The 26,443-nt window shown below is 72.9% G+C and carries 23 protein-coding genes and 1 tRNA gene; 14 read left to right on the top strand and 10 right to left on the bottom strand.

Annotated elements, in window-relative coordinates:
• The first annotated feature begins 56 nt into the window (after nucleotides 1-56).
• Nucleotides 57-132 (top strand) — tRNA-Arg (locus A949_RS0128960).
• 389 nt (nucleotides 133-521) lie between these two features.
• Here the strand turns inward: A949_RS0128960 and A949_RS0128955 are convergent.
• The gene (locus A949_RS0128955; protein WP_019359552.1) at nucleotides 522-968 is read right to left on the bottom strand and encodes a DUF1772 domain-containing protein; all 447 of its coding nucleotides are present in this window, start codon (nucleotides 966-968) and stop codon (nucleotides 522-524) included.
• A gap of 90 nt (nucleotides 969-1,058) precedes the next feature.
• On the opposite strand from A949_RS0128955, the gene A949_RS0128950 reads away from it, so the two are divergent.
• Nucleotides 1,059-1,637, top strand: a complete 579-nt coding sequence (locus A949_RS0128950) for a TetR/AcrR family transcriptional regulator (protein ID WP_019359551.1) — start codon at nucleotides 1,059-1,061, stop codon at nucleotides 1,635-1,637.
• A gap of 358 nt (nucleotides 1,638-1,995) precedes the next feature.
• On the opposite strand, the gene A949_RS0128945 is transcribed toward A949_RS0128950, so the two are convergent.
• Nucleotides 1,996-2,625, bottom strand: a complete 630-nt coding sequence (locus tag A949_RS0128945; RefSeq protein ID WP_019359550.1) for a hypothetical protein — start codon at nucleotides 2,623-2,625, stop codon at nucleotides 1,996-1,998.
• Nucleotides 2,626-2,749: 124 nt separating this feature from the next.
• Here A949_RS0128945 and A949_RS0128940 point away from each other — a divergent pair, with 124 nt between their 5' ends.
• The 4 genes from A949_RS0128940 to A949_RS0128925 all read left to right on the top strand — a co-directional run bounded on the left by A949_RS0128940 (nucleotide 2,750) and on the right by A949_RS0128925 (nucleotide 5,907).
• Complete coding sequence (locus tag A949_RS0128940; RefSeq protein WP_019359549.1) at nucleotides 2,750-3,181, top strand: Hsp20/alpha crystallin family protein; 432 nt, start codon at nucleotides 2,750-2,752, stop codon at nucleotides 3,179-3,181.
• Nucleotides 3,182-3,408: 227 nt separating this feature from the next.
• On the top strand, nucleotides 3,409-3,864 hold the full coding sequence (locus A949_RS39810) for a hypothetical protein (protein ID WP_019359548.1): 456 nt from the start codon (nucleotides 3,409-3,411) through the stop codon (nucleotides 3,862-3,864).
• A gap of 192 nt (nucleotides 3,865-4,056) precedes the next feature.
• A complete protein-coding gene (locus tag A949_RS0128930) occupies nucleotides 4,057-4,794 on the top strand; it encodes a TetR/AcrR family transcriptional regulator (RefSeq protein WP_019359547.1) in 738 nt (245 codons plus the stop codon).
• A gap of 312 nt (nucleotides 4,795-5,106) precedes the next feature.
• On the top strand, nucleotides 5,107-5,907 hold the full coding sequence (locus A949_RS0128925; RefSeq protein WP_019359546.1) for a hypothetical protein: 801 nt from the start codon (nucleotides 5,107-5,109) through the stop codon (nucleotides 5,905-5,907).
• Between the two features lie 216 nt (nucleotides 5,908-6,123).
• On the opposite strand, the gene A949_RS0128920 is transcribed toward A949_RS0128925, so the two are convergent.
• Both A949_RS0128920 and A949_RS0128915 read right to left on the bottom strand, forming a co-directional pair.
• Nucleotides 6,124-6,579 (bottom strand): hypothetical protein, encoded by a 456-nt coding sequence (locus A949_RS0128920; protein WP_019359545.1) that lies wholly within the window; start codon nucleotides 6,577-6,579, stop codon nucleotides 6,124-6,126.
• 248 nt (nucleotides 6,580-6,827) lie between these two features.
• Complete coding sequence (locus A949_RS0128915; protein WP_019359544.1) at nucleotides 6,828-8,081, bottom strand: helix-turn-helix domain-containing protein; 1,254 nt, start codon at nucleotides 8,079-8,081, stop codon at nucleotides 6,828-6,830.
• Between the two features lie 223 nt (nucleotides 8,082-8,304).
• Between A949_RS0128915 and A949_RS0128910 the strand changes: the two genes are divergently transcribed.
• Both A949_RS0128910 and A949_RS0128905 read left to right on the top strand, forming a co-directional pair.
• On the top strand, nucleotides 8,305-8,925 hold the full coding sequence (locus A949_RS0128910; protein WP_019359543.1) for a flavoprotein: 621 nt from the start codon (nucleotides 8,305-8,307) through the stop codon (nucleotides 8,923-8,925).
• 293 nt (nucleotides 8,926-9,218) lie between these two features.
• The gene (locus A949_RS0128905; RefSeq protein ID WP_019359542.1) at nucleotides 9,219-9,623 is read left to right on the top strand and encodes a VOC family protein; all 405 of its coding nucleotides are present in this window, start codon (nucleotides 9,219-9,221) and stop codon (nucleotides 9,621-9,623) included.
• 130 nt (nucleotides 9,624-9,753) lie between these two features.
• Here A949_RS0128905 and A949_RS0128900 read toward each other — a convergent pair whose 3' ends face one another.
• Nucleotides 9,754-10,605, bottom strand: a complete 852-nt coding sequence (locus tag A949_RS0128900; protein WP_019359541.1) for an NAD(P)H-binding protein — start codon at nucleotides 10,603-10,605, stop codon at nucleotides 9,754-9,756.
• Nucleotides 10,606-10,798: 193 nt separating this feature from the next.
• On the opposite strand from A949_RS0128900, the gene A949_RS0128895 reads away from it, so the two are divergent.
• The gene (locus A949_RS0128895) at nucleotides 10,799-11,551 is read left to right on the top strand and encodes a TetR/AcrR family transcriptional regulator (protein ID WP_019359540.1); all 753 of its coding nucleotides are present in this window, start codon (nucleotides 10,799-10,801) and stop codon (nucleotides 11,549-11,551) included.
• 136 nt (nucleotides 11,552-11,687) lie between these two features.
• Nucleotides 11,688-12,071 carry a VOC family protein gene (locus A949_RS0128890; protein WP_019359539.1) on the top strand — a complete coding sequence of 128 codons (384 nt, stop codon included), beginning with the start codon at nucleotides 11,688-11,690 and terminating at the stop codon, nucleotides 12,069-12,071.
• Nucleotides 12,072-12,155: 84 nt separating this feature from the next.
• On the opposite strand, the gene A949_RS0128885 is transcribed toward A949_RS0128890, so the two are convergent.
• Both A949_RS0128885 and A949_RS0128880 read right to left on the bottom strand, forming a co-directional pair.
• On the bottom strand, nucleotides 12,156-14,225 hold the full coding sequence (locus A949_RS0128885; RefSeq protein ID WP_019359538.1) for a hypothetical protein: 2,070 nt from the start codon (nucleotides 14,223-14,225) through the stop codon (nucleotides 12,156-12,158).
• Between the two features lie 268 nt (nucleotides 14,226-14,493).
• Complete coding sequence (locus A949_RS0128880) at nucleotides 14,494-17,019, bottom strand: serine hydrolase (RefSeq protein WP_337463737.1); 2,526 nt, start codon at nucleotides 17,017-17,019, stop codon at nucleotides 14,494-14,496.
• A 399-nt stretch (nucleotides 17,020-17,418) separates the two neighbouring features.
• Here A949_RS0128880 and A949_RS0128875 point away from each other — a divergent pair, with 399 nt between their 5' ends.
• The 3 genes from A949_RS0128875 (at nucleotide 17,419) to A949_RS0128865 (ending at nucleotide 19,986) form a co-directional block, all read left to right on the top strand.
• Nucleotides 17,419-18,198, top strand: coding sequence for a GOLPH3/VPS74 family protein (locus A949_RS0128875; RefSeq protein ID WP_019359537.1), 780 nt, complete (start codon nucleotides 17,419-17,421; stop codon nucleotides 18,196-18,198).
• Nucleotides 18,199-18,623: 425 nt separating this feature from the next.
• Nucleotides 18,624-19,484: a helix-turn-helix domain-containing protein gene (locus tag A949_RS0128870; RefSeq protein WP_026005133.1), complete on the top strand. Its 861-nt coding sequence runs from the start codon at nucleotides 18,624-18,626 to the stop codon at nucleotides 19,482-19,484.
• Nucleotides 19,485-19,770: 286 nt separating this feature from the next.
• Nucleotides 19,771-19,986 (top strand): DUF397 domain-containing protein, encoded by a 216-nt coding sequence (locus A949_RS0128865; RefSeq protein WP_019359535.1) that lies wholly within the window; start codon nucleotides 19,771-19,773, stop codon nucleotides 19,984-19,986.
• Between the two features lie 143 nt (nucleotides 19,987-20,129).
• Here A949_RS0128865 and A949_RS0128860 read toward each other — a convergent pair whose 3' ends face one another.
• Nucleotides 20,130-21,056 (bottom strand): LysR family transcriptional regulator, encoded by a 927-nt coding sequence (locus tag A949_RS0128860; RefSeq protein ID WP_019359534.1) that lies wholly within the window; start codon nucleotides 21,054-21,056, stop codon nucleotides 20,130-20,132.
• 92 nt (nucleotides 21,057-21,148) lie between these two features.
• On the opposite strand from A949_RS0128860, the gene A949_RS0128855 reads away from it, so the two are divergent.
• Nucleotides 21,149-22,075 (top strand): PhzF family phenazine biosynthesis isomerase, encoded by a 927-nt coding sequence (locus tag A949_RS0128855; protein WP_037708057.1) that lies wholly within the window; start codon nucleotides 21,149-21,151, stop codon nucleotides 22,073-22,075.
• 28 nt (nucleotides 22,076-22,103) lie between these two features.
• Here A949_RS0128855 and A949_RS0128850 read toward each other — a convergent pair whose 3' ends face one another.
• Together A949_RS0128850 and A949_RS0128845 are read right to left on the bottom strand one after the other, a co-directional pair.
• Nucleotides 22,104-23,237, bottom strand: coding sequence for an ADP-ribosylglycohydrolase family protein (locus A949_RS0128850; protein ID WP_019359532.1), 1,134 nt, complete (start codon nucleotides 23,235-23,237; stop codon nucleotides 22,104-22,106).
• A gap of 124 nt (nucleotides 23,238-23,361) precedes the next feature.
• On the bottom strand, nucleotides 23,362-25,950 hold the full coding sequence (locus A949_RS0128845) for a bifunctional FO biosynthesis protein CofGH (RefSeq protein ID WP_026005132.1): 2,589 nt from the start codon (nucleotides 25,948-25,950) through the stop codon (nucleotides 23,362-23,364).
• Nucleotides 25,951-26,443 lie beyond the last annotated feature (493 nt).

Below are 26,443 nucleotides of genomic sequence, written 5' to 3'. Positions count from 1 at the left end.
GCCGACGCCACTCCCCCATCCGCTAGGCTAGGCGCGCGGATCTCCCGGATCCGCGCGCCTCCGTAGCTCAGGGGATAGAGCACCGCTCTCCTAAAGCGGGTGTCGCAGGTTCGAATCCTGCCGGGGGCACCAGCGCAAAGGCCCCGGACCGATCATGGTCCGGGGCCTTTCTGGCGTGAACATCTGGCTGCGCAGCGCCCAGGAGAGCAATCGTTGCGTCCACCGTCCAGGGGCTCCGCCGCCGAGAGCTCGGTCTCACATCGAGTGGCATGAGACCGAGCTGCGGACGGCTGCCGATTTCCGCCGGGGAGTCTCTCGGAGAGGATGCCGGCGCTCGTGGCCGACGGGGACGGCGGGGGTGTGCTCGGGCGTGGGGTCGGTGACGAGGTGCGGGCCGCCGCAGGTTCCGGGGGGCGGGTGTCCGCGGATCCGGGGCGAGGGGCTGCCGCATTTCGGGTGCGCGGTCGAGCGGTTGGGGCGCCCGGTAGAGCGGTGGGTGGTCGGGCTGGTGGGACCGGGGGTCAGGTGAGGGCGGTGGCCAGCAGGGCGAAGGCGGCGATGATGACGGCGACGCGGGCGTAGTGCCAGCGCCCCCAGCGGTTCAGCTGCTGCTTCCAGTCGGCGGGCCGGTTCTCGGGGGTCCAGGTCCTGTTCCGGTTGTTGATCGGAACGAGCAGCAGGACCGACATGGCCACGCTCAGGGCCAGTAGTCCGCCGGCGGTGACGACGAGGCCGGTGCCGTGGTGGTGCCACCCGGCGGCCGCCCAGACGGCGACGAGGACGAGCGAGCCGATGTACCAGACCGGCATCACCGCGCCGAGCATCCGGCCGCCGTGGGCGTGACCGAGCTGGCCGCTGTCTCCCGGGAGGGCGTTGAGGATCCGGCTCATGATGAAGGCGACGGAGAACTCCACCCCCACCATCACGCCGACGATCACGGTGGTGACGACCTCGAGTGCGTTGAGCATGGCGAACCTCTCGACATCTAGTGCTGCTAGCTGATGAGTCAACGCTAGACCTTCTATTGCTCGAATGTCTAGCGGTGCTAGGGTCGAGTCATGTCGGTACAGGAACGCAAGGAACGCGAACGGGCGGAGCGCGAGCACCTCATCGTGGCGACGGCCCGCGAACTCGCCGAGCAGCAGGGCTGGGAAGCGGTCACCACCCGCCGGCTCGCCGAGCGCATCGAGTACAGCCAGCCTGTCCTCTACAGCCACTTCCGCGGCAAACGGGAGATCATCGGCGCCGTCGCCCTCCAGGGCTCCACCGAGATGGCCGCCGCGGTGCGCGCCGCGACCGCCACCGCGGGCGGCCCGCGCGCCCGGGTCCGCGCCCTCGCCCGCGCCTACCTCGACTTCGCCGAACGCAACCCGGCGGTCTACGACGCCATCTTCCAGCTCGACGGCGGCCTCGCGTACGCACAGGAGGACACCCCGGAACCCCTCAAGGACGCCTTCGCCGCGCTGCTGGAGTGCCTCGGCGAGGTCGCCGGAGAGGGCGTCGCGCCGGGTCTGTTCACCGAGGTCTTCTGGGCGTCCCTGCACGGGGTGGCGACCCTGACGCGGTCCGGACGGCTGCCGCCGGAGGACACCGAGTCGAGGGTGGAGCTGCTGGTGGACCGGCTCCCCGTGGACTGACACGGCAGCCCGGCAGGCGCGCAGCCGGAGCCCCGGGCCCGTCGCCGCCTGCCTGCGGTCCTCTCGGCGCAGCCGCGGAGCCGGCCCCCTCGACCCGCACGCCACCCGCCCCGGAAGCCGCGGCGCACACCGATCACGACCCGACAGGTGCCGGTACGTACCGTCCGAGTTGCCGGACGTGGAGCGGAACAGCTCCACGTCGCTGATCCGGTACGGCCGAGGGCTGCTTCTTCGGCTGTGACCACTCGGCCCGGCCTGCCTCCGGGCGGCGCCCCGTTCCCGGAGCGGAGTTCCCCGGAGCGGAGCCCCCGGAGCGCCGGGGCCGGACCGAGTGGTGTCGCGGCGCAGCGGGCGCGGGTCAGGGGGGAGTGAGGGTGTCGAGTTGGGCGGCGAGGTCGGGGTGGGTGGTGGCCAGATGGGGGCGGGTGGCGGCCAGCGGGGCGATGAGTTCGGCGGGGTCGTTGTGGGCGAGTGCCGCATGGAGGTCGCCGAGCGGGTGGCGGGCGGCTGCGGGCAGGTCGGTGAGGGCGGAGATCTGGCCGGCGAGGCGGCGCAGGCCGGCTGCGTTGTGGCGGGCCCACGCGGTGGTGGTGCGCTTGGCGGCGCGGGCCTGTCGGGTGGCGGTGATGCGCTGTTCGCCGGTGGCGCCGGCGGGTCCGGGGCGGCCGCGCAGGTAGCGGCGTTCGGCGGCCTGGCGACTGGTGACACCGAGGGGCTGGGCGAGGTCGGCCCAGCTGGCGCCCGCGTCGCGAGCGGTTTCGATCAGGCCGGTCTCCCATCCGGCGAGCTGTTCGCGCACCTGCCGGAGCAGCAGCAGGGAGGCCAGGGCCTGCTCCGGTTCCGGTCCGGTGCCGGAGCTGTCAGGAGTCTCGTGCCGGGCGGTGTGCAGGGCGTCGTCTATGACATTGAGGGCCGCGGCGGCGGCCAGGAAGGACGCCGGGCTGTGGGCGTCGTTGCTGGTCGCGGGCGGCTGTTCTGCTGCGGTCATGGACACCTCCCTCGGAGGTCATCGCGTCGTTGACATCGTGCTTGTCATCTACTGGATGACATGCTACAACAATGACTGCGAGGCGCATTGGCAGCAACTGCCCGACCCTCTGGAGGTGTTCACGATGTTGATGCGCACTGACCCCTTCCGCGAGCTGGACCGGCTGGCACAGCACCTGGTGGGCCCGGGGACCTGGTCCCGGCCCTCGCCGATGCCGATGGACGCCTACCGCGAGGGCGACGAATACGTCGTGGCCTTCGACGTCCCCGGTGTCAGCGCGGACGCGATCGACATCGACGTCGAACGCAACATGCTGACCGTCAAGGCCGAGCGCCGGCCCGTGGCGAAGCCCGACGACGTGCAGATGGAACTCGCGGAACGGCCACTGGGCGTCTTCTCCCGGCAGATCACGCTCGCCGACACACTCGACACCGAGCGCATCCAGGCGGACTACGACGCGGGCGTGCTCACCCTGCGCATCCCGATCGCCGAGCGTGCCAAGCCCCGCAAGATCTCCGTCGGCGTCGGGACCGGCCGCAAGGAGATCTCCGGCTGACACCTGCCGGAGCGGCGTGGGAGGACGGGGCGGCCTCCCCCAGCACCCCGCCCTCCGCACCCGGTGAGCGAACCGACAAGAAGGGGAACGGCGGCCGGTGGCACTTCGGCCGCCGTTCTTTCGCCGCTGGGGGAGAACGCGGCGCACCGAGCGTGCGCGAACGACCGCGCGAAAAGCAGACATTCCCGTCTCACGCCCCGTCGGCCGTCGCCCACGAGCCCCGTCTCGTGGGCGACGATCACGAGCTGGGCGCGGTCTCGGGCACGCAGTTCGGCGCGCAGACGGCCGATGTGGGTCTTCACCGTGGCCAGCCTCGGGTGGAGGGGAATCGCCGTGACGCTGACGCCTACGCGCTCCGCTGGGGAAGAGCCATCGGCGGGGGCGACGGGGCCGCCGGATGGCGTGGGAAGGCGACCGTCGTCACCGGGGCACTCTCCCTGCTCCTCGCCTCGGCGCTGCCCCTGGTCGCTCTGGCAGGCTGCTTCGACGGCCACGCCTGGGCCCCGGTCCTCGTGTGCGACATCGACACCGGCGAGGGGAACCGGCGCGGGCGGGTGGTGGAACTGAGCCGGACCGGGCCGGGGGTCGTCGGCTGGGACCTGGCCGGGCGGGAGGCGGTCAACGGCGTCAACTGCGCCGCCTCCGGCAACCAGCAGGTGCGCGCTCCCTGGTGGCGAAGCTGACCCCACTCGGGCGGTCGCCCCGGCGCAGTCCGGACGGAGCGGACTCGCGGAACCGGGCACCCTAGGCGGCACCGGGGCGTACCGGTGGGAGGCACACCGGACAGTGAGAACCGGGCGGTGCACTGTTGGATTTTCCTCACAGTGCGAAGACTTCCCGACCCTCGACGACCGGTGGCGTCGTACCGTCGCCGCATGCCCGCAGACGGACACACAGCCCCGCCCTCCCTGCGCCGGCGGCGCAGGGCCGCCGCCACCCAGGAGATCCTGGACGCCGCCGAGTCGCACATCGCGGCGGAGGGCCCCGGAGCCCTGTCCCTGCGGGCGATCGCCCGCAGCCTCGGCATGACCGTGCAGGCGCTCTACCACTACTTCCCCAGCCGGGACGCCCTCGTGACGGCACTGGTCACCAAGGCGTACGACGACCTTGCCGACGCCGTGCAGGAGGCCGTCGACGCCGCGCCGGACGCATCCGAGGTGCCGCGCCTGGTCGTGGCGGCGGAGGGGTACCGGAGGTGGGCCATCCGCCACCCCGAGCGCTTCCAGCTCCTCTACGGCACACCGCTGCGCTACTACACGGCGCCCGCCGACGGTCCGACCACCCAGGCGATGCGCAGGATGAGCGACATCTTCCGGCGCGAGATGTTCGACGGGTTCACGACAGCGCAACTGGCGCAGGCCGACACCGCCGTCCCGGCGTCGCTCCGGGAGTTCCTGGAGGGCCTGCCGCTCGGCGGTCCGGACGCGCTGCCGCCGGCGGCGGCCGCTCTCCTCTTCAGCGCCTGGGGGCACATGCACGGCCTCGTCGTCCTGGAGGTGTTCGGGCACACCTCCTTCATCGGCGACCACCAGGCCGACCTCTTCCACATGGCGATGCGGAACCTGCTCGCGGACACCCACCGCCGGATTCCCGGCGTCGCCGGATCCTCCTGAGCCGAAGCCCTGCGGTCGCGGGGGCGGCACCGGCCCCATTGCCATGCACTGCCGTCGCTCGTCTCCGTCCCTCGTCTCCGTCCCTCGTCTCCTTCACGCGCTTCCGTCACGGGCTGCTGTCACGTGCTCCCGTCACACACCGGCATCGTCGGCAGACAGTGCGACATCTCGGGACGTGGCGAATAACCGATCGACATACAGATGGATATACAGATGGTCTCGGTGTGCATCCCCGCGCCGGGGACGCCGGTCTGGTTCTGCGGAGCTCTGCGCCGCACATGAGCACGGAGCCTTGAGCACAGGGAGATGCAAGTGCGAGTCGCTATCCGCCGTACGGTCCTGACCGCTTCCGCGGTCTCCTTCGCCCTTCTGGCCACTGCCTGCGGTGGTGGCGAGAGCGGCGACGAGGACAAGAAGGCGAAGGGCGGGGCGGGCGCCGAGAAGCCGGCGGCGAAGGCGCTGTCCGCCGGCAAGCTGGAGAAGCTCGTCGTCACCAAGGACGACCTCGAGGACCACGAGGTCAAGAAGCCGGGCAAGGACGAGGCGTTCGAGCCGGGCTCCGTCTCCGTCGAGAAGGCCGAGTGCAAGCCCGTCGCGCAGGCGCTGTCGGCCCTGCCGGCGGGCGACCCGGCGGCGACCGCGCAGCGGCTCGTCGTCCACAAGACCAAGGCCGCCGAGAAGGGCATGCCCTCGGTGGAGGAGCTCGGCGAGATGACGGAGAAGCAGGCCGAGGAAGCGACGCTCGACTCGCTCGACATCACCAAGACGCTGACCTCCCTGTGGTCCTACGACGCCGACGGGGCCGAGCAGGCGCTCGCCACGCTGCGGAAGGCCGGCAAGAAGTGCGCCGGAGGCTTCACGATGACCGCCGACGGCGAGAAGCAGCAGGTCACCAAGGTCACCGAGGAGAAGGTCTCCGCCGGGGAAGACGCGGTCGCCTGGACGATCGGCACCAAGCAGGACGGCTCCGCGGCCGACACCAAGGTCGTCGTCTTCCGGCAGGGCACCACGCTCGCCGGGTTCTCGTCGTTCAACATCGCGTCGGTCACCCGGGGCGAGGACTACAAGCAGCCGACCGCCCTCATCGACGCGCAGGCGGCGAAGCTCGGCTGATTCCGCAGCCGGGCCGCGCCGCCTGCACCGAGGTCATGGTGCGGGCGCCGGCGCCGGGTGCGCGGGGAGCCCTCCGGCGGAGTCCGGCGACGCGCAGGTCCGGCGGCCCTGCCGTCCGCACGGGCGGCAGAACCGTCCGTCGGCACGGCACGTTTCGGATGCGCGGGCGTGCCCGGGGCGTTCGCCGTCCCGGAGCGGCGGCCGGGCGCCGCGGATTCAGCCCCGCTCCTGCGAAGGCGCGGCCTGTGTGGGCGCGGCCTGCTGGGGCGGGGCGGGGCGGGGCCGGGGGCCGAGGTTCTGGGTGATGGTGGCGTGCAGGGCGGCGTGCAGGGCGGCGGTCGGCGTCAGGGAACCGGCCGGGGTGCAGGGAACGGCCCAGTGCGGCCCGGGCGGATGCAGGCGGCTGCTGGGCGGCACCGTCACCCAGCTCGCCTCGCCCAGCACCTGCACGGCGGCGAACTCGCAGAAGGACCACCCCTGCGCGCTCTCCGGCTCGACGAGCCAGTACAGCCTGCTGCCGTAGGGGTCGCGGATGACCGCACCGGACGCGGAACCGAGCCGGGTCAGCACCCCCTCCCCCAGGTAGGCGGGGACGCGCACCGCGTCCCACCACTCCCCGGCGGGTAACAGCACGGCATCCAGGCCCTTCGGCAGTGGCCACCACACGGTCACGGCTTCTCCTGTGCGTCTTCAGCGGCTTCGGCCTCTTCGGCACCACCACGGCGTGGCGCCGGTCGTCCCCGACGCTGTCGGGCGCGTTCCACGTTCCTCACGCTCTTCGCATCTCTCTCCGTGTGGTGACGCGTCTCCATGTGTGGGGACGCGACCCACTTTGCCGACGGCGCCGACCGGAAAGTGTCACCAATGTGTGACACTCCCGTCGCACACCGTGGCCATGAACACGTCCGCTGCCCGGTCCGTCACAGGCAGAGCCACGCGGCCATGTTGTCCAGCGAATCGGGTGTGCGGCGGCGCTGGGCCACCAGGCCGTTGATGGTCTCGCGTGCTCCGGGGTGGTATCGGGTCTGCTCCGGCGCCAGCCTGCGCGCCGTCACCACGGACTCCAGTGCCGCGTCGCAGTGGCCCGTCTCCATCTCGGCTCGCGCGCGGTCCACGTAGAAGTGCGCCCGCCGCGACATCGGCCAGCCGTTCGGCAGGCGGACGTCGCGGGACTTCTCCAGCGCCTTCCCGTAGCGCCGCAACTCGACCTGCGCGGACACCTCGTGCACAGCCACGTTCGCCGGTCCGAAGCTCAGCCAGTGCACCCGTCCGGCCTCTCCGGTGCGTTCGGCGTAGGAGGCCGCCTCCCGCAGGTGGCGCTCCACCGCGTCGCCGTCGTGTGCGCGGGCCGCGATCACGCTCGCACCCAGGTGCAACTGGCCGCGCACGACGAGGGTGTCGCGCGCCTCCGGCGCCGCACTGCCCGCACCGCCGGTTCCGGAGAGGACTCTGTGTCCCGCCTCGATCAGCCGCAGGCCGATGGTGTGCTCCCCCTCGCGGAAGTAGGAGAGTGCGCGCATGTACTGGCGCACTGCGGCCAACAGGGGGTCCGAGGCGCGTTCGGCGGCCCAGCCCACCCGGTCGAGCGCGATGGTGGCCAGGTCGTAGAAGCCGAGCTTGGTGGCGATGTCGTGCGCCGTGCGGTACGCGGATCCGAGCGTCTGCCACCGTGCCGTGCTGCGCTCCCGGTGGGCTGCCGCGGTGGCCTCCGCGATGAAGGGCGGCAGGGCGTGCGCCGCCTTGCTCAGCTGCGTGGCGCGCACCATGCGGCACAGGTCGTCGGCGCGGGCGGCGAGTTCGGCCGGCGGCAGGACTCCGGCGCCTTCGCCCTGCCCGCTCGTGCCGCGCAGTTCGTGCGCGTCGGTGAGGTCGTTCACGTCGTGCAGGTCGTAGAGGTCGAGCGCCTCGCGGATCGGACGGATGAGGGCTGCGAGGCGGTCCTGCTGGAGTTCGGTGACGTAGGGCTGGCCCGTCAGCACCGTCACGTCGATGCGCAGCACCCGCGCCACCGCCGAGACCAGGTCGGGCGAGGCGTTCTTGCGGCCTTCCTCCACCTGCCGTAACAAGCTGTAGGAGTACGGGAGCCGCGCGGCGAGCCCGCGCTGCGTCAGCCCGGCCAGCTTGCGCTGGTGGGCGATACGTACGCCCGCGTGTTCTTCGTGCTGCCCGCGCATCCGCGGCTCCGTTCCTCGATGGCCCCGGAAACGTACGCACGGTGAGCGGCAGCGGCGGATTTCAGCCGCGAGCACCACTCGATCGGGTGCAGTCGAGTTGCACGAGTGCGCCGCGGTGTGAAAACCGCGCCGGGGTGCACGAGCGGCGGCGGATGCCGTCGGCGTGCGGGCCGTTGCGGGCTGCGCGGCCGCACCGGTCGCAGGCTTCGTGGTGAAATGCGGCATGGCTTCACGCGTCCTGTACCTGCTCGGCTGCGCGGCGCCACCCGTGCTGCGGATCGCCGACGTCGTCCGCAGCGCCCAACGGGGCGGCTGGGACGTGTGCCTGGGGCTGACCCCCACCGCGGCCCACTGGCTGGCGGCAGAGCTCCCGGAGCTGGAGCGGCGGACGGGACATCCGGTGCGCTCCCGCTACAAGGTGCCCGGTGGGCCAGACGTCTGGCCGCCCGCGACGGCCGCCGTGGTGGCACCCGCGACCTTCAACACGGTCAACCAGTGGGCTCTGGGGCTCACGGAGAAGTTCGTCGTCGGGTTCGCCGCCGAGGCGATCGGCAAGGGCGTCCCGCTGGTGACGATGCCGTGCGTGAACGCGGCCTACGCCCGTCACCCGCAGTTCGCGCGCTCCCTCGAGACCCTGAGCAGCGCCGGAGTACGGGTGCTGTACGGAGCGGAGGGCTTCACCCCGAACCCGCCCGGCGAAGGCCGCCCGGACGCGTTCCCCTGGGAGTGCGCGCTGACAGCCGCGGCCGAGGCGGTGGCAGCCGCGCCCGGCCCCCGCGAGGCGGCCCCGGGGGAGACGGACGAGGCGCCTCCGGCGGAGAGCGGCGGAGCGGGCCGCCGCTGACCGCACGGGGTCACCGCAAGGGGGTCACCGCACGGGGTCACCGCGGGGAGGCGACCACCGGGAGGCGACCGCCGTGGGCGGTGCGGGCGGCGGCTTCGGCGGGCTTCCGGCGTGCCTCGGACGGGCTTCCGAAAATTCCGCGAAGAATCTTTCCCGGCTGCGATGAGTTCTGCCGTCGCGCGCCGTCCAACCTGTGTAGCGCCTTCCACCCCGCCGCGGGAGGAGGGACGGTCCCGAGGGGCGTCGCCGAGTGGCGCCCGAACGCGCGGAGCAGCGCAGAGAAGAGGCACACCATGTCCCGGAAGATCTTCGTCAACCTGCCGGTGAAGGACCTGGACCGCAGCGTCGAGTTCTTCACCGCATGCGGTTTCTCCTTCAACCCGCAGTTCACGGACGAGAACGCCACCTGCATGGTGGTGAGCGACGACATCTTCGTGATGCTGCTGGTGGAGCCGTTCTTCACGTCCTTCTCGCAGCGGGAGATCCCCGACACCGCGCGGACCAGCGAGGTGCTGGTGTGCCTGTCGGCCGACAGCCGCGCGGACGTCGACACGCTGGTGGACTCCGCTCTGGCGGCCGGGGCGGCGGCGCACGGTGACCCGATGGAGCAGGGCCCGATGTACGGGCGCTCCTTCACCGACCCGGACGGCCACATCTGGGAGGTCATGTGGATGGACCCGGCTGCCCTCCAGGGCTGAGCGGCGGCCTGCGGCCACCCGCACGGGTGGCCGCACAAGTGGCCGCACGGGTACCGGCCGCAGGTGCCCGCCGCCTCCGCGCGCCCCGCACGGGAGGCGACGGCGCACTTCGGCGGAAGCCCTCCACGGGTCAGCGGAAGTCCGCCACGTGGTCGCGGGCCCACTGCGCGAAGCTGCGTCCGGGGCTGCCGGTGAGCTGCTCGACTCCCGGTGACACCTCCGCGGGGACGTCGACCGAGCACGCGGCGAGCTGGAGCAGGACATCGGCGAACTCACCCGGCGTACCGGCGGCGATCATGTCGGCGCGGGCCTCCGCGTGCGGAATCTCCTCGAACCGCAGACTCCGCCCGGTCGCCTCCGCGAGGAGTCGGAGCTGGTCCTCCTGGGTCAGCGATTCGGGGCCGGTCAGCACGGGGGTGGGGCCGTCGCCCGCCAGCTCCCCGGTGAGCGCGAGGGCGGCGACAGCGGCGATGTCGTCCTCGTGGAGGGGCGCCGCGTGCGCTCCGGCGTAGGCGGCGCGCAGTACGCCGTCCCGCCGCAGGGACTCCGCCCACGCGAGGGTGTTGGTGGCGAACGCGCCGGGCCGCAGGTGGGTCCACGCCATACCGGCGGCTGCCGCGGCCTCCTCCACCTCGGCCTCCATCGTCCGGTGGTGCTCGGCGATGGGGTTGTCCGGCTCCAGCGGCATGGCCGAGGACACGACCGAGGACGAGGACAGGGTCACCACCCGCCGCACTCCGCGTTCGGACGCCAGCCGCAGCAGTTCGCCGGTGCCGCGCCAGAACGCGGCGGGGTTCAGGAAGACGGCGTCTGCGCCGTCCAGTGCGGCGCCGAGGTCGTCGGCCGCGACCGGTAGGGCGCCGTCGGGCAGCCGGGCGCGGTCCGGGGACCTCGTCAGACCGCGGACCTTGTGTCCTGTGGCGGTGAGGCGCTCGACGAGCGGTCGGCCGACGTTCCCGGTCGCTCCGGTCACCAGAATCATGCTGTTCCCCCTTGCTACGACGGCTCGTACGGCGCTGCCGACACCTCGGCGGCCGTACGGCGTTGGCTTCCGACACGGGGCCCGTTCCGGCTCCTGCGGCAGCGGGACGCCCCGCCACACATTCTTCAACCAACTGGATGAAGAAATCAACCGAATAGATGAACCAGCTGGAGCTGCGGCTACGCTGGACCTCGTGAGCGACGCATCCGCACCCCCGCCCGACTCCCGCCGCCCGCGCCGTGCGCCACGCGCCGAGGAGCGCAAGCTCGACCCCGAGCGCTCCTGCCGACGGCTGCTGGACGCGGCGATGGACGAGTTCGCCGCCAAGGGGTACGCCGGCGCCCGGGTCCAGGACATCGCCGACCGGGCGGGACTCAACAAGCAGTTGATCGCCTACCACTTCGGCGGCAAGGAAGGGCTGTGGAACGCGCTGAACCGGCGCTGGGCCCGGCGCGAGGAGACGTTCAACCGGCCGGACGCACCGCTGGACGAGGTGATGGCGCGCTATCTGCACCTGGCCCTCGACGACCCCCGCGGCCCCCGGCTGTCCGCCTGGACGGGGCTGACGGGCGCGGAGCCGGAGGCCGAACGCGAGGACCTGTCGGACATGGAACGCCGCAAGCAGGCGGGCGAGATCGCGGCGGAGCTCGATCCCGGCGCCGTCCTCCTGCTGCTGATGGGCGCCGTCGCCACCCCCGCGGTGACCCCGCAGACGGTCCGCTCGGTGCTCGGCATGGACCCGGCGTCCTCGGAGTTCCGGGAGTTCTACACCGAACAGCTGCGCCGGATCGTCCGCCGGCTGGCCGAGGGCGGGGGCCGGGACGGACACGGGAACGGGGACGAGCACGAGCACGAGCGCAGGAGCGGGGACGGGCACGGGAACGGGGACGAGCGCGGGAACGGGGACGAGCGCGGGAAGGGGCACGGCCGCGCGGGCGGAGGCTGAGTCCGCGGTCCTACGACCAAGGTCCGGGGCGGACCCCGGCATTCCGGCGCCGGAACCGGAGTTGTACCGGGCGAGGGGCCTACCGGGTACCGGACACCGGGCCCCGGCCCATACCCGATCCAGAAGGAGACACGGGATGCCGGTCCAGCTCAACCACACGATCGTGTACGCCAGCGACAAGAAGCGGTCCGCGCAGTTCCTCGCCGATCTGCTGGGCTTGGAGGTGCGGCCCCAGTTCGGCCCGTTCCTGCCGGTGGTCACCGCGAACGACGTGGCGCTCGACTTCGCCGACGCGGGGAAGAACCCGATCACGCCGCAGCACTACGCCTTCCTCGTCTCCGAGGAGGAGTTCGACCTCGTCTTCGGCCGGATCGAGGAGGCGGGGCTCACCTACTACGCCGACCCGACGCGCACCCGCCCCGGTGAGATCAACCGCAACGACGGGGGCCGCGGTGTCTACTGGCTCGACCCGGACGGACACGTCCTGGAGATCATCACCCGGCACTACGGCGGCGAATGACGGCCCGGGACGCCGTCCCCGCCGGCTCCCCGCAGCGATAGGCCTCGGTACGGCTCGGTACGGCTCAGTACATCTCGGTGCGGCTCAGTCGCCGGAGTCCCCGTCGTCCTCGTTCTCGGGGCACGGTGTACCGCGCGGCAGCTTGTAGGGGGCCGCGATCCGGTAGACCCCCGGGCGCGGCGCGTCCAGCACCGTCCAGGTGTCCAGGACCGGCTTGTCCTGCCCCTCCGGGGGCGGGCCGCCGAAGGTGGGCTCGGCCTTGCGCAGGCAGCCGTTGAGGTTCTCGCCGTCGTGGGAGGGCGGCGCCACCCGGTCGCCGTCCGCGTCGACGAGTCCGAGCCACGGCGAGTAGGGCACCCGCACGAGCACGCGCCCGCTCTCCCGCACCCGCACGGTCACGCTCTCCGCGTCGGCGCGCTCCACCGACGCGGAGGCGTCGACCAGCGGCACCGGATCCTTGACCCGGAAGAGCCGCCAGCTGTCGTCGGACCAGATCTCCTTCAGATACGGCTGGCCCTCCCCCACCAGCTTGGCCTCGGCGACGCCCCCGGCGATGTCGGGCGGGTCGGCGGGGAGGACGACGTAGTGCACGGCCCAGCGCCGCAGCCAGGCGTGGTAGCGCTCGGGGCTGAGGTCCTTCTCGTAGAAGAGCGGGTTGCGCTCCAGGTCGGCCTGCCGGTTCCAGCCGCGGGCCAGGTTGACGTACGGCGCGAGGGCCGACGCCTCCCGATGGCTGTTGACCGGCACGACCTCGACCCGGGCCCGGTCGGCCTCCGCCTTCCTGAGCTGGGTGAGCAGCGGTTTCAGCTCGCGGGACCAGTCGGTGTCGGGCGTGGTGTGCAGTACGTCCCAGGTGGGCTTGCCGATCTGCCAGCCGAACGTCACCAGCAGCGCCAGCGCCATGGCCAGTCCGCGGCGGGACTTCCACGGCTGCCATCCCTGCCCCACCACGATCGGCACGGCCGCCAGCAGCGCCACACCGCCGAACAGCAGCCCCAGCCGTTCCACATTGGAGCCGACCTGCGAGGGGATCGCCCAGGTCAGCACGATGCCCAGGGTGTAGATGGCGCCCCCGACCCGCACCGCCGTCCAGCTCCTGGGGACCAGCAGGACGACGGCGACGGCGCCCAGGACGGGGAAGATCAGCGACACGAACGGCATCGGCTGCACACCGGTGAACGGGAAGAGCAGCGCCGAGCAGGCCACGACCGCCGGGGGCGGGAGGGCGACCGCGAACATCGCGGCGGGCCGGCGGGCCAGCAGCAGCGAGGCGGCCACCACCTCCAGGAACAGCCCGGCGACCGGGCTGGCCGCCGTCGCCAGCGCGGCCAGCAGCACCGCGAGCGCCGCCCGCGTGTACCGCGCGGGCCGGCTCGCCCGCCCGCCGCGCCAGCGGGCCGGCCAGGTCCACACGACCGCCACGGCCCCGAGCCCGAACAGCACCCCGAGCGCGAAGGTGACCCGCCCGGAGGCGGCGTTGCACGCGAAGGCGAAGGCGCCCCACAGCGAGGGCACCAGCGGCCGAGACACCGTGCGGGCGAGCAGCAGCGACAGCAGGCCCGCCGACAGCACTCCGGAGACCATCAGCGTGGTGCGGACCCCGATGACGGCCATCAGGTAGGGCGAGATGACGCTGTAGGAGAAGGGGTGCAGCCCGCCGTACCAGGCGAGGTTGTAGGCGGAGCCCGGGTGCTCGCCCGCGAACTCGGCCCAGGCGTCCTGCGCGGCCAGGTCGCCGCCGCCGCTGGCGAGGAACCACAGCCAGAGCAGATGGAGGAGCACCGCGACGGCCAGCGTGATGCCGACGACGGGGAGCGGCCGGGTGACCGCTTGGCGGCGACGCTGCCGGGCCCCGCCCGGCGACGCGGTGTCCGTGCCGTGCCCGGGGGGCTCCGAGGCGGTGCGCGTCTCCGCGCCGGGCCCCGTCCCCGAACCGGTCCCGGAGTCCTCGCCGCCGGTCCCGGTTGCGGAGTCCTCGCGGCCGGCCGCGGCCCCGAAGGTCTCGTCCGTCCCGCCGCCGGAGGTCTCCGGGGCGGTTGCGGACCGGTCCGCAACCGCCGCGCTCTCGGCCGTTTCGCCTTCCGGCACCGGCTGCTTCCGCTCCGGGCGCTGCCCGGGAACGGGTGTGCGAACGGTGCCCGTGGCGTCGTCCACGCCCGGACTCCCGGCTATCTCACCGGCGCCGGGGTCAGGCTCCGACTCCGGCGTCCGCGATGGGTGCACAGTGGCCACTGCGCTCTCTCCCAGTCCTCCCCGTACGGATGTGCGGCACAGATCCGCACGACGTTACCGGACGACACCCCCGCGCTCGCCCCCTGCCCCACGCGCTGCGGCGCATACGCCGCGGGTCGCGCGGGGCTCGGGCGAGCCGTGAGCCGGAAATGCCGACCGGAACGGGGGACGCAGTGCGGCACGGAATGGTTCAGCCGACGCGGGCCAGCTTGTCCCCGAACCCGGGCTCCGTCAGGTCGTCCTGCAGCGCGACGGGCACCTTGACCTGGCCCGGACCGTCACCGGCGGTCAGGCTGCCGACCTTGGTGCCCGGACCGGCCTCGTGCGGGATCGCCTTCCCGCTGTCGGTCAGTGCGAGCTTCACCTTGAGGCCGGGCCAGCCCACGGCGGTCACGTCCTTGGTGGCCACCACGGGGGTCCGATTGCCCAACTGATCGTCCACATAGCCGACGACCTGGCCCTTCTCGACCACCTTCCGCGCGGTGAGCGCGTCCTGGCCGGCATCGATCAGCTTCTTGCTCGCTGCGAGCACGGTGTCCAGGATCGAGGGCTGGTACTGGCCCAGCACCGCGCCGATGATCAACTGCTTGGTGCCTCCGATCTCCTTCTCCGCCGCGAACAGCAGATTGCCGCCCGCCTTGGTCGTCGTGCCCGTCTTGATGCCCACGACACCGTCCATCGGAACCAGCCTGTTCCAGTTGGACTGGTTCTTGCCGTTGGCGTCCTGGTAGGAGGGCTGCCGCACCACCTCGCGGAACAGCGGGCTCTCCATCACCTTCTTGCCCAGCTTGACCTGGTCGGCGGCGGTGCTCACCGTCGAGGCGGTCAGTCCGCTGGGGTCGGTGTAGTGCGAGTTGGTCATGCCCAGGTCCTCGGCGGCCGCGTTCATCTTCTTCACGAACGCCTTCTCCGACCCGGCGTCCCAACGCGCCAGCAGCCGGGCCACGTTGTTCGCGGAGGCGATCATGATGGCGTCGAGCGCCTCGCGCTGCGTGATCTTGTCACCGGCCTCGACCTTGACGGTCGACTCGTTCTGCGCGCTCAGCCCCGCCTCGTCCTCGGCCTTCTGGTCGACAGGGATCATCTCGCCCTTCGAGCCCTTCTTGACCGGGTGATCGCGCAGTATGACGTAGGCGGTCATCACCTTCGCGACGCTCGCGATCGGCACCGGCTTCTGCTTGCCGTGGCTGCCGAACGAACCGAGACCGTCCACGTCGATCACCGCCTGCCCCTCGGAGGGCCAGGGCATGGCGGGCTCGGAGCCCTTGAAGGTGTACGTGCCGGAAGCCGTCATCGACAGCTCCGGATCCGGCAGCGGGCGCACCGCCTGCACGACGACGAAGACCACGACGAGGAGCAGCACCAGCGGCGTCCAGATCTTCAACCGGCGGGTGAAGGTGCGCATCGGCGTCTCGGGCGGCGGCGGGCTGTTGGTGAGCTGCGCCAGCAGGTCCAGCGGCTGCTGCTGACCGCCACCGCTCCCCGCCGCCTCCGGGCTGCCCGGCATCGGCTGCTGCCGGGTGCGCTCGGGCTCGCTCTCCGCCGGGCTCGGTGCCGGTGCCTGCGTGCCGGACGTGCCCGCGGCGGGCGGCGCGGCCGAGGCAGTCGCCCACGGGTTCGCCGTGGTGGCGGCGGGGGGCGCCGGAGGCGACGCCGGTCTGCCGGGAGCCGCCGCGGCGGCTTCCGCCTCCGGCGGGGCCGGCTGGGCGGCGGTCCGGGGCTCGTCCGTGGACCGGAGCGGCACGAACTGGCTGGTCCGCTCGGCGTCCGGCTCCGAGGCGCCGGTCCGGCCCTCGGCGGATCCGTCCCGCCGGGCCTCCCCGTCGCCCTTCGCGGCCTTGCGGTCCTCGTCGGCCTTGCCCTCGTCGGCCTTGCCGTTCTCGCCGGCCGTGTCGCTCTCGCCGCCCCGTGCGCGGGGGTCGGGGGCGCCCGCGGGGGCAGCCGAACCCTTTCCTCCGGGCTGCTCGGGCCGGGCCGCTCTCTTGCCGCCGTCGACACCGGCGGGCCCCTCGCCCGGCTTCGTGTCCGGCGTGCGGAAGACGGCGGTCGGCTGGTCGACGGCCTTCGCGCGGCCACCGTTCCCGGTGGCCCCGTCGGCCCCGTCGGCCTCGCCGCCGTCCCCGGCTTCTCCGGCGCCCTTGGAGGACCCGAAGAAGGCCGAGGTCAACCGCTCGGCACGGTCGGCGGCCGCGGTGTCGTCGCTCTTGTCCGCGGTGTCGCCTGCGCGCCGGACGACGCCGAACATGGCGGTCGGCGCGTCGCCCTGCGCGGCCGGTGCCGCCGCGTCGGCGCCCTTGTCCGCGGCAGCTCCCGAGGCGGTGCCCGCGGAGGCGTCCGCGGCCGTCTCGCCCTCCGGCTTCGGCCGGTGGGGCAGATCGGTGCCGGAAACACCGTCGGCAGCCTTCCCGGCCCTCCCGGCGGCGTCGCGGTCCCCGCCGTCCGAGGCACCGTCCGGGGCATCGCCTGCGCCGTCCGAGGTGCCGTCCGGCCGCTCCGGAGCGCTGTCGCCCGACACCCAGGCGGCCACGGCGGACTTCAGCCGCTCGTCCTTGGCGTCGCCCCGCGCCGCGGCGCCGTCGGAGTCCGCGGTCTCGTCCGGCTCCGCCGAATCCTCCGAGTCCGCAGCATCCTCAGCGGGCCCGGACGCCCCGCTCGGCTCGTCCGCTCCTGTCGTGCTGTCCGGCTCCCCGGCGGGGGGCGCAGGGGAGGGAATCACCGAGGGTGCGGCGTCCTGGGTCGTCGTACCCGCGCCGTTCTGCCCTGCGGAGCCCGGTGACGGCTTCTTTTCAGCCGTCTCGTCGGGTCGCGCAACCGACCCGCCGCTCCCCGTCGTCTCCCCCGACGACCTCTCCCGCTCCGACCTGTCGGGGGATTCGCCCGCCACCGATGCCTCCTGATGCTGCTGCTCGCCGCTCGCTATACCAGTTAACAGTGTCCTATGCACCGAGGGCGCCACCGGCGTGGCGGCACTCCCCCGGAGGGTGGCCTCCTGGGCCTCCCCTTGCAGCAGACGAGAACGACATACCTACTGGTTCCCTCCCATAAGGTCCGCGCACTCTCGACAGACCATTGTGAGAGGGGTCACCCTGTCATTCATCCACGCGGGGAGGCATGGATGGGCAGGAGCCGCAGAACAATTCCCGAGGAGCTGCTGCTGCTCGCCCTGGACCCGGCCACGGGTACCACGGCGCAGCCGCAGTCGCTCGACCTCGGCCTGGCCGGAGCGCAGCTAGTGGAGCTGGCTCTGGCCGGACGGATAGCCCCTGATGGGGATCGTATCGCCGTGGTGCTGCCACGGCCGACCGGAGATCCGACGCTGGACTCGGCGCTGGAACTGCTGCGCAGGCGCGGCAGCCCGGTGCGCGCGGTCCACTGGATCGGCGGGCCCCGGTTGGGGCTGCGCCAAACCTATCTCACACATCTGGAACGGTGTGGCATGGTGCACGCCGTTTCCGGCCAGATGTGCGGAGTGCTGCCGACGACGCGCTACCAGGCGACGGAGACAGCCATCAGCCGGGAGATCAGGGCCCGGCTCGACACCGCGATCCGCACCGGGGTCCCACCGGACCCACGGACAGCGGCGCTCGCCGCGCTGGCCCACGCGGTCGGACTCGGCAAGCACCTCTACCCCGGCAACGAGGGACGGTCCTGCCGCTCCCGGCTGCGGGACCTGATCAGGCACGATCCGATGGGCGGCCTCGTCGCGCACGCGGTGATGGACGTCCAGAACGGCGTCGGGGCGCAGCCGCGCCGAGCTCAGGCGAGCGCGGCGAGCGGACCCTCGCCGGGGCGCCCGGCCACGCGTGCGACGGCGTCCACCGCGGGTCCGGCCCGGCATCTGCCGGAGCAGCCCCGGCACATGGCGGGCGGCATGGTCCGAGCGGGAGCACGCTGACCGTCGCCGCTGTCCGGGCCGTTCCGTACGGGCCGGAGGCACGGCACCAGCCGGAGGCAGGGCATCCTCCGGAGCACGCACGGCACCACGAGCACAGCACGGCACCCGAGCACGCACGGCACCGCACGGGGGCGGCGGACGCCGCGCGCCTGCGGGGGCGTCCGACGCCCGCGGCAGGCCGCGGACCGCCGCGCGGGTCGTCGGTGCGGCTCGGAGCGGTACGGGTACCAGTACGCAGGCGCGGGCTCGCGGTCCGGCCGTCCCACGGCGACGACCGGATCCGCGTCCCCGCGCATGCGTTTTCGTCCCCCCACCCGCCCGACGCTGTACTCGAATCCGCACTCTCTGTTGTCATTTTCCAGCGCGAGCACACAGGTTGGTGGCAATCTGCTGGAGTAGTCGTACTTACACGGAGGTGCGGTCCCGTGGCGTCGAACGTCAACCCCACAGTCCGGCGTCGCCGACTCGGCCAGGAACTGCGCCGTCTGCGCGAGCAGCGGGGCATGACGGCGGAGGAGGTCGCGGACCGGCTGCTGGTCTCCCAGTCGAAGATCAGCAGGCTGGAGAACGGCCGCCGCAGCATCAGCCAGCGGGACGTGCGCGATCTGTGCGGCGTCTACGAGGTCGAGGACCGGCGGATAGTCGACTCGCTGATGCAGATGGCGAAGGAGTCGCGCCAGCAGGGCTGGTGGCACGCGTTCGGGGACATCCCCTACAGCGTCTACATCGGCCTGGAGACGGACGCCGCCTCGCTGCGCGTCTACGAGCCCCAGGTCGTGCCGGGCCTGCTGCAGACCCGGCCGTACGCGGAAGCGGTGGTCGCCGGTGCCCTCCCGGAGGCCGGTGCGGCGGACATCGAGCGCCGGGTGCAGGTCCGGATGCGCCGCCAGGAGCGCATCCGGGAGGACCGCACCCCGCTGCGGCTGTGGGCGGTGCTGGACGAGTCGGTGCTGCGCCGCGAGGTGGGCGGCAGGCACACGATGGCCGAGCAGCTCGAGTACCTCAACGAGATGTCGCAGCAGCCCCATGTGACGCTCCAGGTCATGCCGTTCTCGATGGGCGCGCATCCGGGCGTGAACGGGCAGTACGCCATTCTGGAGTTCCCGGAGGCGACGGACTCGACCGTCATCTACCTGGAGGGCGTCACCAGTGACCTCTACCTGGAGAAGGCGAACGACGTGCAGAACTACAGCGTCATGTACGAGCACCTGCGGGCGCAGGCGCTGAACCCGGACCAGACGCGCGAGTTCATCGAGGACGTGGCCAAGGAGTACGCGCGGGGCTGAGCGGAGTACGCGCGGGCTGAGCGCCGAGCGCGAGCCCCCGCGCACGGGGAGGACCGGGAACACGGTGTCGCGGAATGGACGGCCCGGCGGCTGGAGCTGCCGGGCCGTCCGGCATGTGCCGGGAGGAAGTGCAGAAAAAAGCGGGGAGGCTACACCGCAGCGCACCGCGATGTGAAGAGCTGCTTGGAATATGCCATCCGGTTGAGTGAACGACAACGTCGCGCGCCCGAATCGCCGCGTAATGTCGTTCGCACGTCAGGAACAACCCGGAAGAACCGGAGCAGACATGCCGATTCAGCAAGGAACCACCCATTCCTGGACCAAGTCCAGCTACTCCACGGGCAACGGGGCCTGCGTGGAGGTGAAGTCGCCGGCGGTGCGCACGGTGGCGGTACGGGATTCCAAGGAGCCGCAGGGACCCGCGCTCAGCTTCCTGCCGGAGGCGTGGGACGCGTTCGTGGCCCGTGTGAGCTCCGGGGGCTCCGCGACCGGCCTGGCCTGAGGCCGGCAGCGGCGGTCCGGACGGCGCCGGCGGCGGGACCGCCCCGTGCTGGACCGTGCCGCACCCGTGCACCGGAGCCCTCTCGACGGGCCCGCCCGTCCCGGCCGAGGGGGCTCGGCGCCGCCGGAGGAACCGGCGCGGGGTCAGCCGGACGGCTCGGGGCCGGCGGCCGGGGCCGCTCCCTCGTCCTGGAAGTGCCGCACGATCTGGGCCGCTACGGCGTGTGCCGCGCGAGTGGGCCGACGGCGCCGGGTGCGGGCGAGATGGACGGAGATGTGCGGGAGGGAGGGGCCGGGTACCTCGGCGAGGCGGCCGTCGCGCAGCGCAGCGGTGACATTGGCGCGGGGCAGGACGGTGAGCCCGAGCCCGGCCGCCACGCAGGAGCGTGCGGCCTCGATGCTGCCGAACCGGGTCAGCCGCGGCGGGGTACCGGCGACCGCGTGGAGGCGCGCGGCCAGTTGGTCGCTGTAGGAGCAGCCCTGCTCGTGGAGGAAGAAGCTCTCCCGTGCCAGCTCCTGCCAGGTCGCCGCCTGTTCGCGGCCGGCCAGCGGATGGCCGGGGGCGCAGAGCAGGACCAGGGGCTGTTCGGCGACGCGTTCGGCCGTGACGCCGGACTGGTCGACCACGTCCTCCAGCAGCAGGGCGCAGTCCAGTCGGCCCGCGCGCAGTGCCGCCACGGCGTCCGCGGTCCCGTGCGGCTCCAGGTGTACCTCCACCCGCGGGTGCCGGCGGCGCAGTGCGACGATCACCGCGGGCAGATGGGCCGAGCAGAGTGTCTCGCCGGCGCCGACCACCACGGTGCCGCTGACCGGGCCGTCCTCGGTGGCGGCCGCCAGCAGCCGGGACTCGGCCTCCAGGACCTCCTCGGCGTGGGTGAGCAGCCGCCGCCCCGCGTCGGTGAGCAGCGCTCCTCGTGCGAGCCGGTCGAAGAGCCGGGTGCCCAGCGTCTTCTCCAGGGATCTGATCTGCACCGTGACCGTGGACTGGGCGAGCCGCAGTTCGGCGGCGGCACCGGTGAAGCTCTCGGTTCTGGCGAGCGCGGCGAAGGTTTCCAGCAGCCGGGTGTCCATTCCCGGACCCTAGCAATGCCATCGAGATATTCGATCGCACTCATGCATAACTATCGTTGGTAATAATGACGTGCGGGTGCAAAAGTTCAGGCATGACTTCCTCAGCGGCCTCCGCGCCTTCCGCAGCCTCAGCGCCCTCCTCGGTCTCCGCGCCCTCCGCAGCCACAGCCGGTGCGGACGTGCTCCGCTACTCCGCGTTCACCTCCGACCCCGACGGCGGGAACCCGGCCGGGGTCGTCCTCGACGCCGCACACCTCGACGCGCGGCAGATGCTGGCGATCGCCGCCGAGGTCGGGTACTCCGAGACGGTGTTCGTCACCGCCCGCGACGACGAGCGGCGCCACTTCACGCTCCGCTACTTCAGCCCGCTCGCCGAGGTCGCGTTCTGCGGGCACGCCACCGTCGCCGTCTCGGTGGCCCTCGCCGGGCTGCTCGGCCCCGGCGAACTGGTCTTCGAGACGCCCGCGGGCGAGATCCGGGTGGCGACGGCGGCGGACGACGGCGGTGCCGTGCGGGCGGCGCTCACCAGCGTCCCCACCAGGTCGCGCCCCGCACGGGACGCCGAGGTGGACGCCACGCTCGCGGCGCTGGGCTGGGACCGGGGCGATCTGGACCCGGCGCTGCCCCCGCACGTGGCCTTCGGCGGCAACGAACACCTGGTGCTCGCCGCCGCCTCCCGGGCCCGGCTGGCCGACCTGGACTACGACTTCGACGCGCTGACCGGCATCATGCGGCAGCACGGCTGGACGACGGTGCACCTGGTCTGGCGGGAGAGCGACGAGCGCTTCCACGCCCGGGACCCGTTCCCCGTCGGCGGGGTCGTCGAGGACCCGGCCACCGGCGCCGCGGCGGCCGCCTTCGGCGGCTATCTGCGCACCCTCGGGCTGCTGCCCGCCTCGGGCGAGGTCGCCGTGCGGCAGGGCGAGGACATGGGGCGGCCGAGCGATCTGACCGTCCGCACCGCGCCGGACGACACCCGGGTGCGGGTCAGCGGCCACGCCGTGCCGATCGCCGGGTGACTCCGGCCGACAGCCTCCGGCAGGCGGGCTACGCGCGCGGGTAGCGGGTCAGCCACCCCGGGGAGGCGGTGCCGGGCTCGTGCAGCGCGGGGCCCTGGGTCATCTCCATGGCGAAGTCGTCGGCCAGTTCCAGGATCGTCGCGCGGCCCTCGATCTCGGCCACCCAGCCCGGCGGCAGTGACGTTTCCCCATGCATGGCGCCCAGCAGGTTCCCGCAGACGGAACCGGTGGAGTCGCTGTCCCCGCCGTGGTTGACGGCCAGCAGCAGACCGTGCCGGACATCCTCGGCGACCAGCGCGCAGTAGACCCCGATGGACAGCGCCTCCTCGGCCGTCCAGCCCTCTCCCAGCGCCGCCACCCGCTCCGGCGAGGGCATGCCCTGGCGCACGGCGCCCAGTGCGCGCTTGAGCGCATCGGTCGTCTCCTGGTGTCCCGGCCGGGCCGCCAGCTGCACCAGAGCGCGCTGGACGGCGGTGTCCAGGTCCTCGCCCCGGGCGAGGGTGTGGACGATCGCGGCGAAGGCCCCGGCGGCCAGGCAGCCGGTGGGGTGCCCGTGCGTCTGCGCGGCGCACTCCACCGCGAGTTGGAAGACCAGCCCCGGCTCCCAGCCGACCAGCAGCCCGAACGGCGCCGAGCGCATGACCGTGCCGCAGCCCTTGGACTCCGGGTTCTTCGGCTGCTCCAGGGTGCCCATGCGGGCGTCCGCCAGCCCGCTGAGGCAGGCGTTGCCCGGTGCCCGGCGGGCGTAGAGCCACTCCTGGCGGGCGAGCCAGCCGTCGTCCGCGCGGCGTTCGTCCGGGCCCCAGTCGCGCTGGGTGGCGGCCCAACGGCGGTAGGCGGCGTGCACGTCGGTCGGCGGATGCCACGCTCCGGTGTCCCGGCGCACATGGGCGCGGATGAGGCCGTCGACGGTGAACAGCGTCATCTGGGTGTCGTCGGTGACCGCTCCTCTGCGCCCGTAGGCGGGCAGATAGTCGGTGACGCCCTCCTGGCCGCACTTCTCGCGGATGGCGGCCAGTGAGTCGAACTCGACCCCGGCGCCGAGCGCGTCGCCCAGCGCCCCGCCCAGCAGGCAGCCGCGCACCCGGCTGCGGAAGTCCTGCTGTTCGGACCGGCCCCATATGGCCGTCACGCCACCGTCCCCGCCGCCCGCGCCTGTCACGATCCGCTGCCCCTCCTCCGTTCGTGGCCCCGCACTCTAGTCAAGGATCCGGCCGGACGGAGGAGGGCCGCGGGCGCCGTCCGGTCCCGGTCCCGGATTCCGGGCCGGGACCGGCGGCGCGGCGTCACACCAGCGGCAGCAGCTCCGGCAGCCGGCCGTCCGAGGCGTGCGCGGCGGCGACGCGCTCGGCCGGGACCGCGCCGTAACCGGTGGTGCGCGGACGCGCCGGGCGGCCCGCGGCGTCCGCGATGGCGACCAGGTCCTTGATGGACCGGTAGGAGCCGTAGGAGGAGCCCGCCATCCGGGAGATGGTCTCCTCCATGAGGGTGCCGCCCAGGTCGTTGGCGCCGGAGCGGAGCATCTCCGCGGCGCCCTCGGTGCCGAGCTTGACCCAGCTCGTCTGGATGTTGGGGATCCACGGGTGCAGCAGCAGCCGGGCCATGGCGGTGACGGCGCGGTTCTCCCGGGCCGTGGGTCCGGGGCGGGCGATACCGGCGAGGTAGACGGGCGCGTTGGTGTGGATGAAGGGCAGCGTCACGAACTCGCTGAAGCCGGCCAGCCCCTTCTCCCGCGCGGACTGCTGGGTGCGGGCCAGCAGCCGCAGATGCCCCAGCCAGTGCCGGGGCTGGTCCACGTGCCCGTACATCATCGTGGACGTCGAGCCCAGCCCCACCTCGTGCGCCGTCGTGACGACGTCGAGCCAGGTCGCGGTGGGCAGCTTGCCCTTGGTGAGGATCCAGCGGACCTCGTCGTCCAGGATCTCCGCGGCCGTGCCCGGGATGGAGTCCAGCCCCGCCTCCTTGGCGGCCGTCAGCCACTCGCGGACGGACATGCCGGTGCGGGAGGCGCCGTTGACCACCTCCATCGGGGAGAAGGCGTGCACATGGATGCCCGGGACGCGTTCCTTGACCGCGCGGACGATGTCGAAGTAGGCGGTGCCCGGCAGGTCCGGGTGGATGCCGCCCTGCATGCACACCTCGACGGCGCCCACGTCCCACGCCTGCTGGGCACGGTCGGCGACCTGCTCCAGCGAGAGGGTGAAGGCGTCGGCGTCGGTGCGGCGCTGCGCGAACGCGCAGAAGCGGCAGCCCGTGTAGCAGACATTGGTGAAGTTGATGTTGCGGGTGACCACGTACGTCACGTCGTCACCGACCGCGTCGCGGCGCACGTCGTCCGCCGTGCGGCAGAGCGCGTCCAGCGCCGGTCCGTCGGCGTGCAGCAGGGCGAGGGCCTGCTCGTCGGTGAGCCGCGTGGGGTCCTCGGCGGCCTGGCCGAGCGCCTCGCGCACATCCGCGTCGACCCGCTCGGGCACCATCCCGGGCGCCGCGCGCTCGCGCAGCTCCTCCCAGTCGCCGTACACCTCGTCGAAGTCGTCCCGGCGGTCACCGGTGCGGCCCTCGGTGTCGATGCTGCGGTGCAGATCGGTGCGGCCCATCGGGGTGAAGCCCTCGTCCGGCTCCTGCCAGGGCAGCCCCTGGGGGCGTACCCCGGCGCGCGCCAGCCCCGTCTCCGGGTCGGCCAGCGCCTGTACGTGCGGCAGCACCCGCGGGTCCAGCCAGGGCTCGCCGCGCCGGACGAACTCGGGGTAGACGGCCAGCCGCTCGCGCAGCTCGAACCCGGCCGTCCGGCTGTGCTCCGCGAGCTCGTCGATGTGCGGCCAGGGGCGCTCGGGGTTGACGTGGTCGGGGGTGAGCGGGGAGACGCCGCCCCAGTCGTCGATGCCCGCGTCGATCAGCCGCGCGTACTCGGCGTCCACCAGGTTGGGCGGGGCCTGGAGGCAGCCGGAGGGGCCCAGCAGCAGCCGTGCCACGGCGACGGTGGCGACCAGGTCGTCCAGTTCCGCGTCCGGCATGCCGCGCATCGCGGTGTCCGGCTTGGCGCGGAAGTTCTGGATGATCAGCTCCTGGACCCCGTGGTAGGCCCGCTGCACCCGGCGCAGCGCGAACAGCGCATCGGCGCGCTCCTCATACGTCTCGCCGATCCCGATCAGCACTCCGCTGGTGAACGGCACGTTGGAGCGGCCGGCGTCCTCCAGCACCCGCAGCCGCACCGCCGGCTCCTTGTCGGGCGAGCCGTGATGCGGGCCGCCCGGTTCGCTCCACAGCCGTTCGGCGGTGGTCTCCAGCATCATGCCCATGGAGGGCGCGACGGGCTTGAGCCGCTGGAAGTCCGTCCAGGACAGCACCCCGGGGTTGAGATGCGGCAGCAGGCCGGTCTCCTCCAGGATGCGGATGGCGACCGCACGGACGTAGGCGAGCGTGTCGTCGTACCCCTCGGCCTCCAGCCAGGCGCGCGCCTCGGGCCAGCGGTCCTCGGGCTTGTCCCCGAGAGTGATCAGCGCTTCCTTGCAGCCCAGTTCGGCGCCGCGGCGGGCGATGTCGAGGACCTCGTCCATCGACATGTACATCCCGTGCCCCTCACGGCGCAGCTTGCCGGGCACGGTGACGAAGGTGCAGTAGTGGCACTTGTCGCGGCACAGCCTGGTGAGGGGCAGGAAGACGCTCTTGGAGTACGTGATGACTCCGGGCCGCCCCGCCGCCGCCAGGCCCGCGTCCCGCACGCGGGCCGCCGACGCGGTGAGGTCCGCGAGGTCGTCGCCCCGCGCCTGGAGGAGCACCGCGGCTTCCGTCCCGTCGAGCGCGACCCCGTCCCGCGCCCGCTTCAGGGCCCGCCGCATCGCGTTGGCCGTCGGCGTCTGTCCGTGTGAGGTCATCCTCCGAGCGTAGCCCGCGACGCGGACGGCCGGGAGCGGGGTGACCTGCGGACTCCGGCGGTCCTCCGCGCGCCGGGAGGGGCCGGACGGCACGCCCGCGCGCTCCGGTACGCCGTGGCCCGGAGTCCCGGATCACAGGTACCGCGCTCGTCGTCCAGGGTGCGCAGCACCTTCACCTCGGAGCCCGAGGGCGCTGCGGGGCGGTCAGGTGCGGCCGCGCACCGAACAGCCGTCGTACTCGGCCTCGGCGCGCCCCGCCGGCGCTCGCGGACGCGGCGCTGCGGCGGCGCTGAAGGCCGGTGCCCGGTTGCGGGATCCCACAACCGGGTACCGGCGGTCTCCGTGTCACGGCGGGACGCGGACGGGTGCGTCGCACACGTGAAGGAAAGGTGAAGGGTCGATCACCGCCACCGGGAGGACTTGCGAAGTCTTCCGGGCAAAATCCGGCGGGTTGCCACCTGCGCAGGCGCTGACGTTCCATACGTGAAGGAGG

Origin of the sequence: Streptomyces sp. AA1529, assembly GCF_000280905.1 — a bacterium.
Lineage (GTDB): Bacteria > Actinomycetota > Actinomycetes > Streptomycetales > Streptomycetaceae > Streptomyces.
Note: the sequence above shows the minus strand (reverse complement) of the source record. Positions and strands in the feature narration are given on the sequence as shown.

Coding starts and splice junctions, on each gene's coding strand:
- A949_RS0128955 (WP_019359552.1), bottom strand. CDS start 968: ATGCTCAACGCACTCGAGGTCGTCACCACCGTGATCGTCGGCGTGATG.
- A949_RS0128950 (WP_019359551.1), top strand. CDS start 1,059: ATGTCGGTACAGGAACGCAAGGAACGCGAACGGGCGGAGCGCGAGCAC.
- A949_RS0128945 (WP_019359550.1), bottom strand. CDS start 2,625: ATGACCGCAGCAGAACAGCCGCCCGCGACCAGCAACGACGCCCACAGC.
- A949_RS0128940 (WP_019359549.1), top strand. CDS start 2,750: ATGTTGATGCGCACTGACCCCTTCCGCGAGCTGGACCGGCTGGCACAG.
- A949_RS0128930 (WP_019359547.1), top strand. CDS start 4,057: ATGCCCGCAGACGGACACACAGCCCCGCCCTCCCTGCGCCGGCGGCGC.
- A949_RS0128915 (WP_019359544.1), bottom strand. CDS start 8,081: ATGCGCGGGCAGCACGAAGAACACGCGGGCGTACGTATCGCCCACCAG.
- A949_RS0128910 (WP_019359543.1), top strand. CDS start 8,305: ATGGCTTCACGCGTCCTGTACCTGCTCGGCTGCGCGGCGCCACCCGTG.
- A949_RS0128905 (WP_019359542.1), top strand. CDS start 9,219: ATGTCCCGGAAGATCTTCGTCAACCTGCCGGTGAAGGACCTGGACCGC.
- A949_RS0128900 (WP_019359541.1), bottom strand. CDS start 10,605: ATGATTCTGGTGACCGGAGCGACCGGGAACGTCGGCCGACCGCTCGTC.
- A949_RS0128890 (WP_019359539.1), top strand. CDS start 11,688: ATGCCGGTCCAGCTCAACCACACGATCGTGTACGCCAGCGACAAGAAG.
- A949_RS0128875 (WP_019359537.1), top strand. CDS start 17,419: ATGGGCAGGAGCCGCAGAACAATTCCCGAGGAGCTGCTGCTGCTCGCC.
- A949_RS0128865 (WP_019359535.1), top strand. CDS start 19,771: ATGCCGATTCAGCAAGGAACCACCCATTCCTGGACCAAGTCCAGCTAC.
- A949_RS0128860 (WP_019359534.1), bottom strand. CDS start 21,056: ATGGACACCCGGCTGCTGGAAACCTTCGCCGCGCTCGCCAGAACCGAG.
- A949_RS0128855 (WP_037708057.1), top strand. CDS start 21,149: ATGACTTCCTCAGCGGCCTCCGCGCCTTCCGCAGCCTCAGCGCCCTCC.
- A949_RS0128845 (WP_026005132.1), bottom strand. CDS start 25,950: ATGACCTCACACGGACAGACGCCGACGGCCAACGCGATGCGGCGGGCC.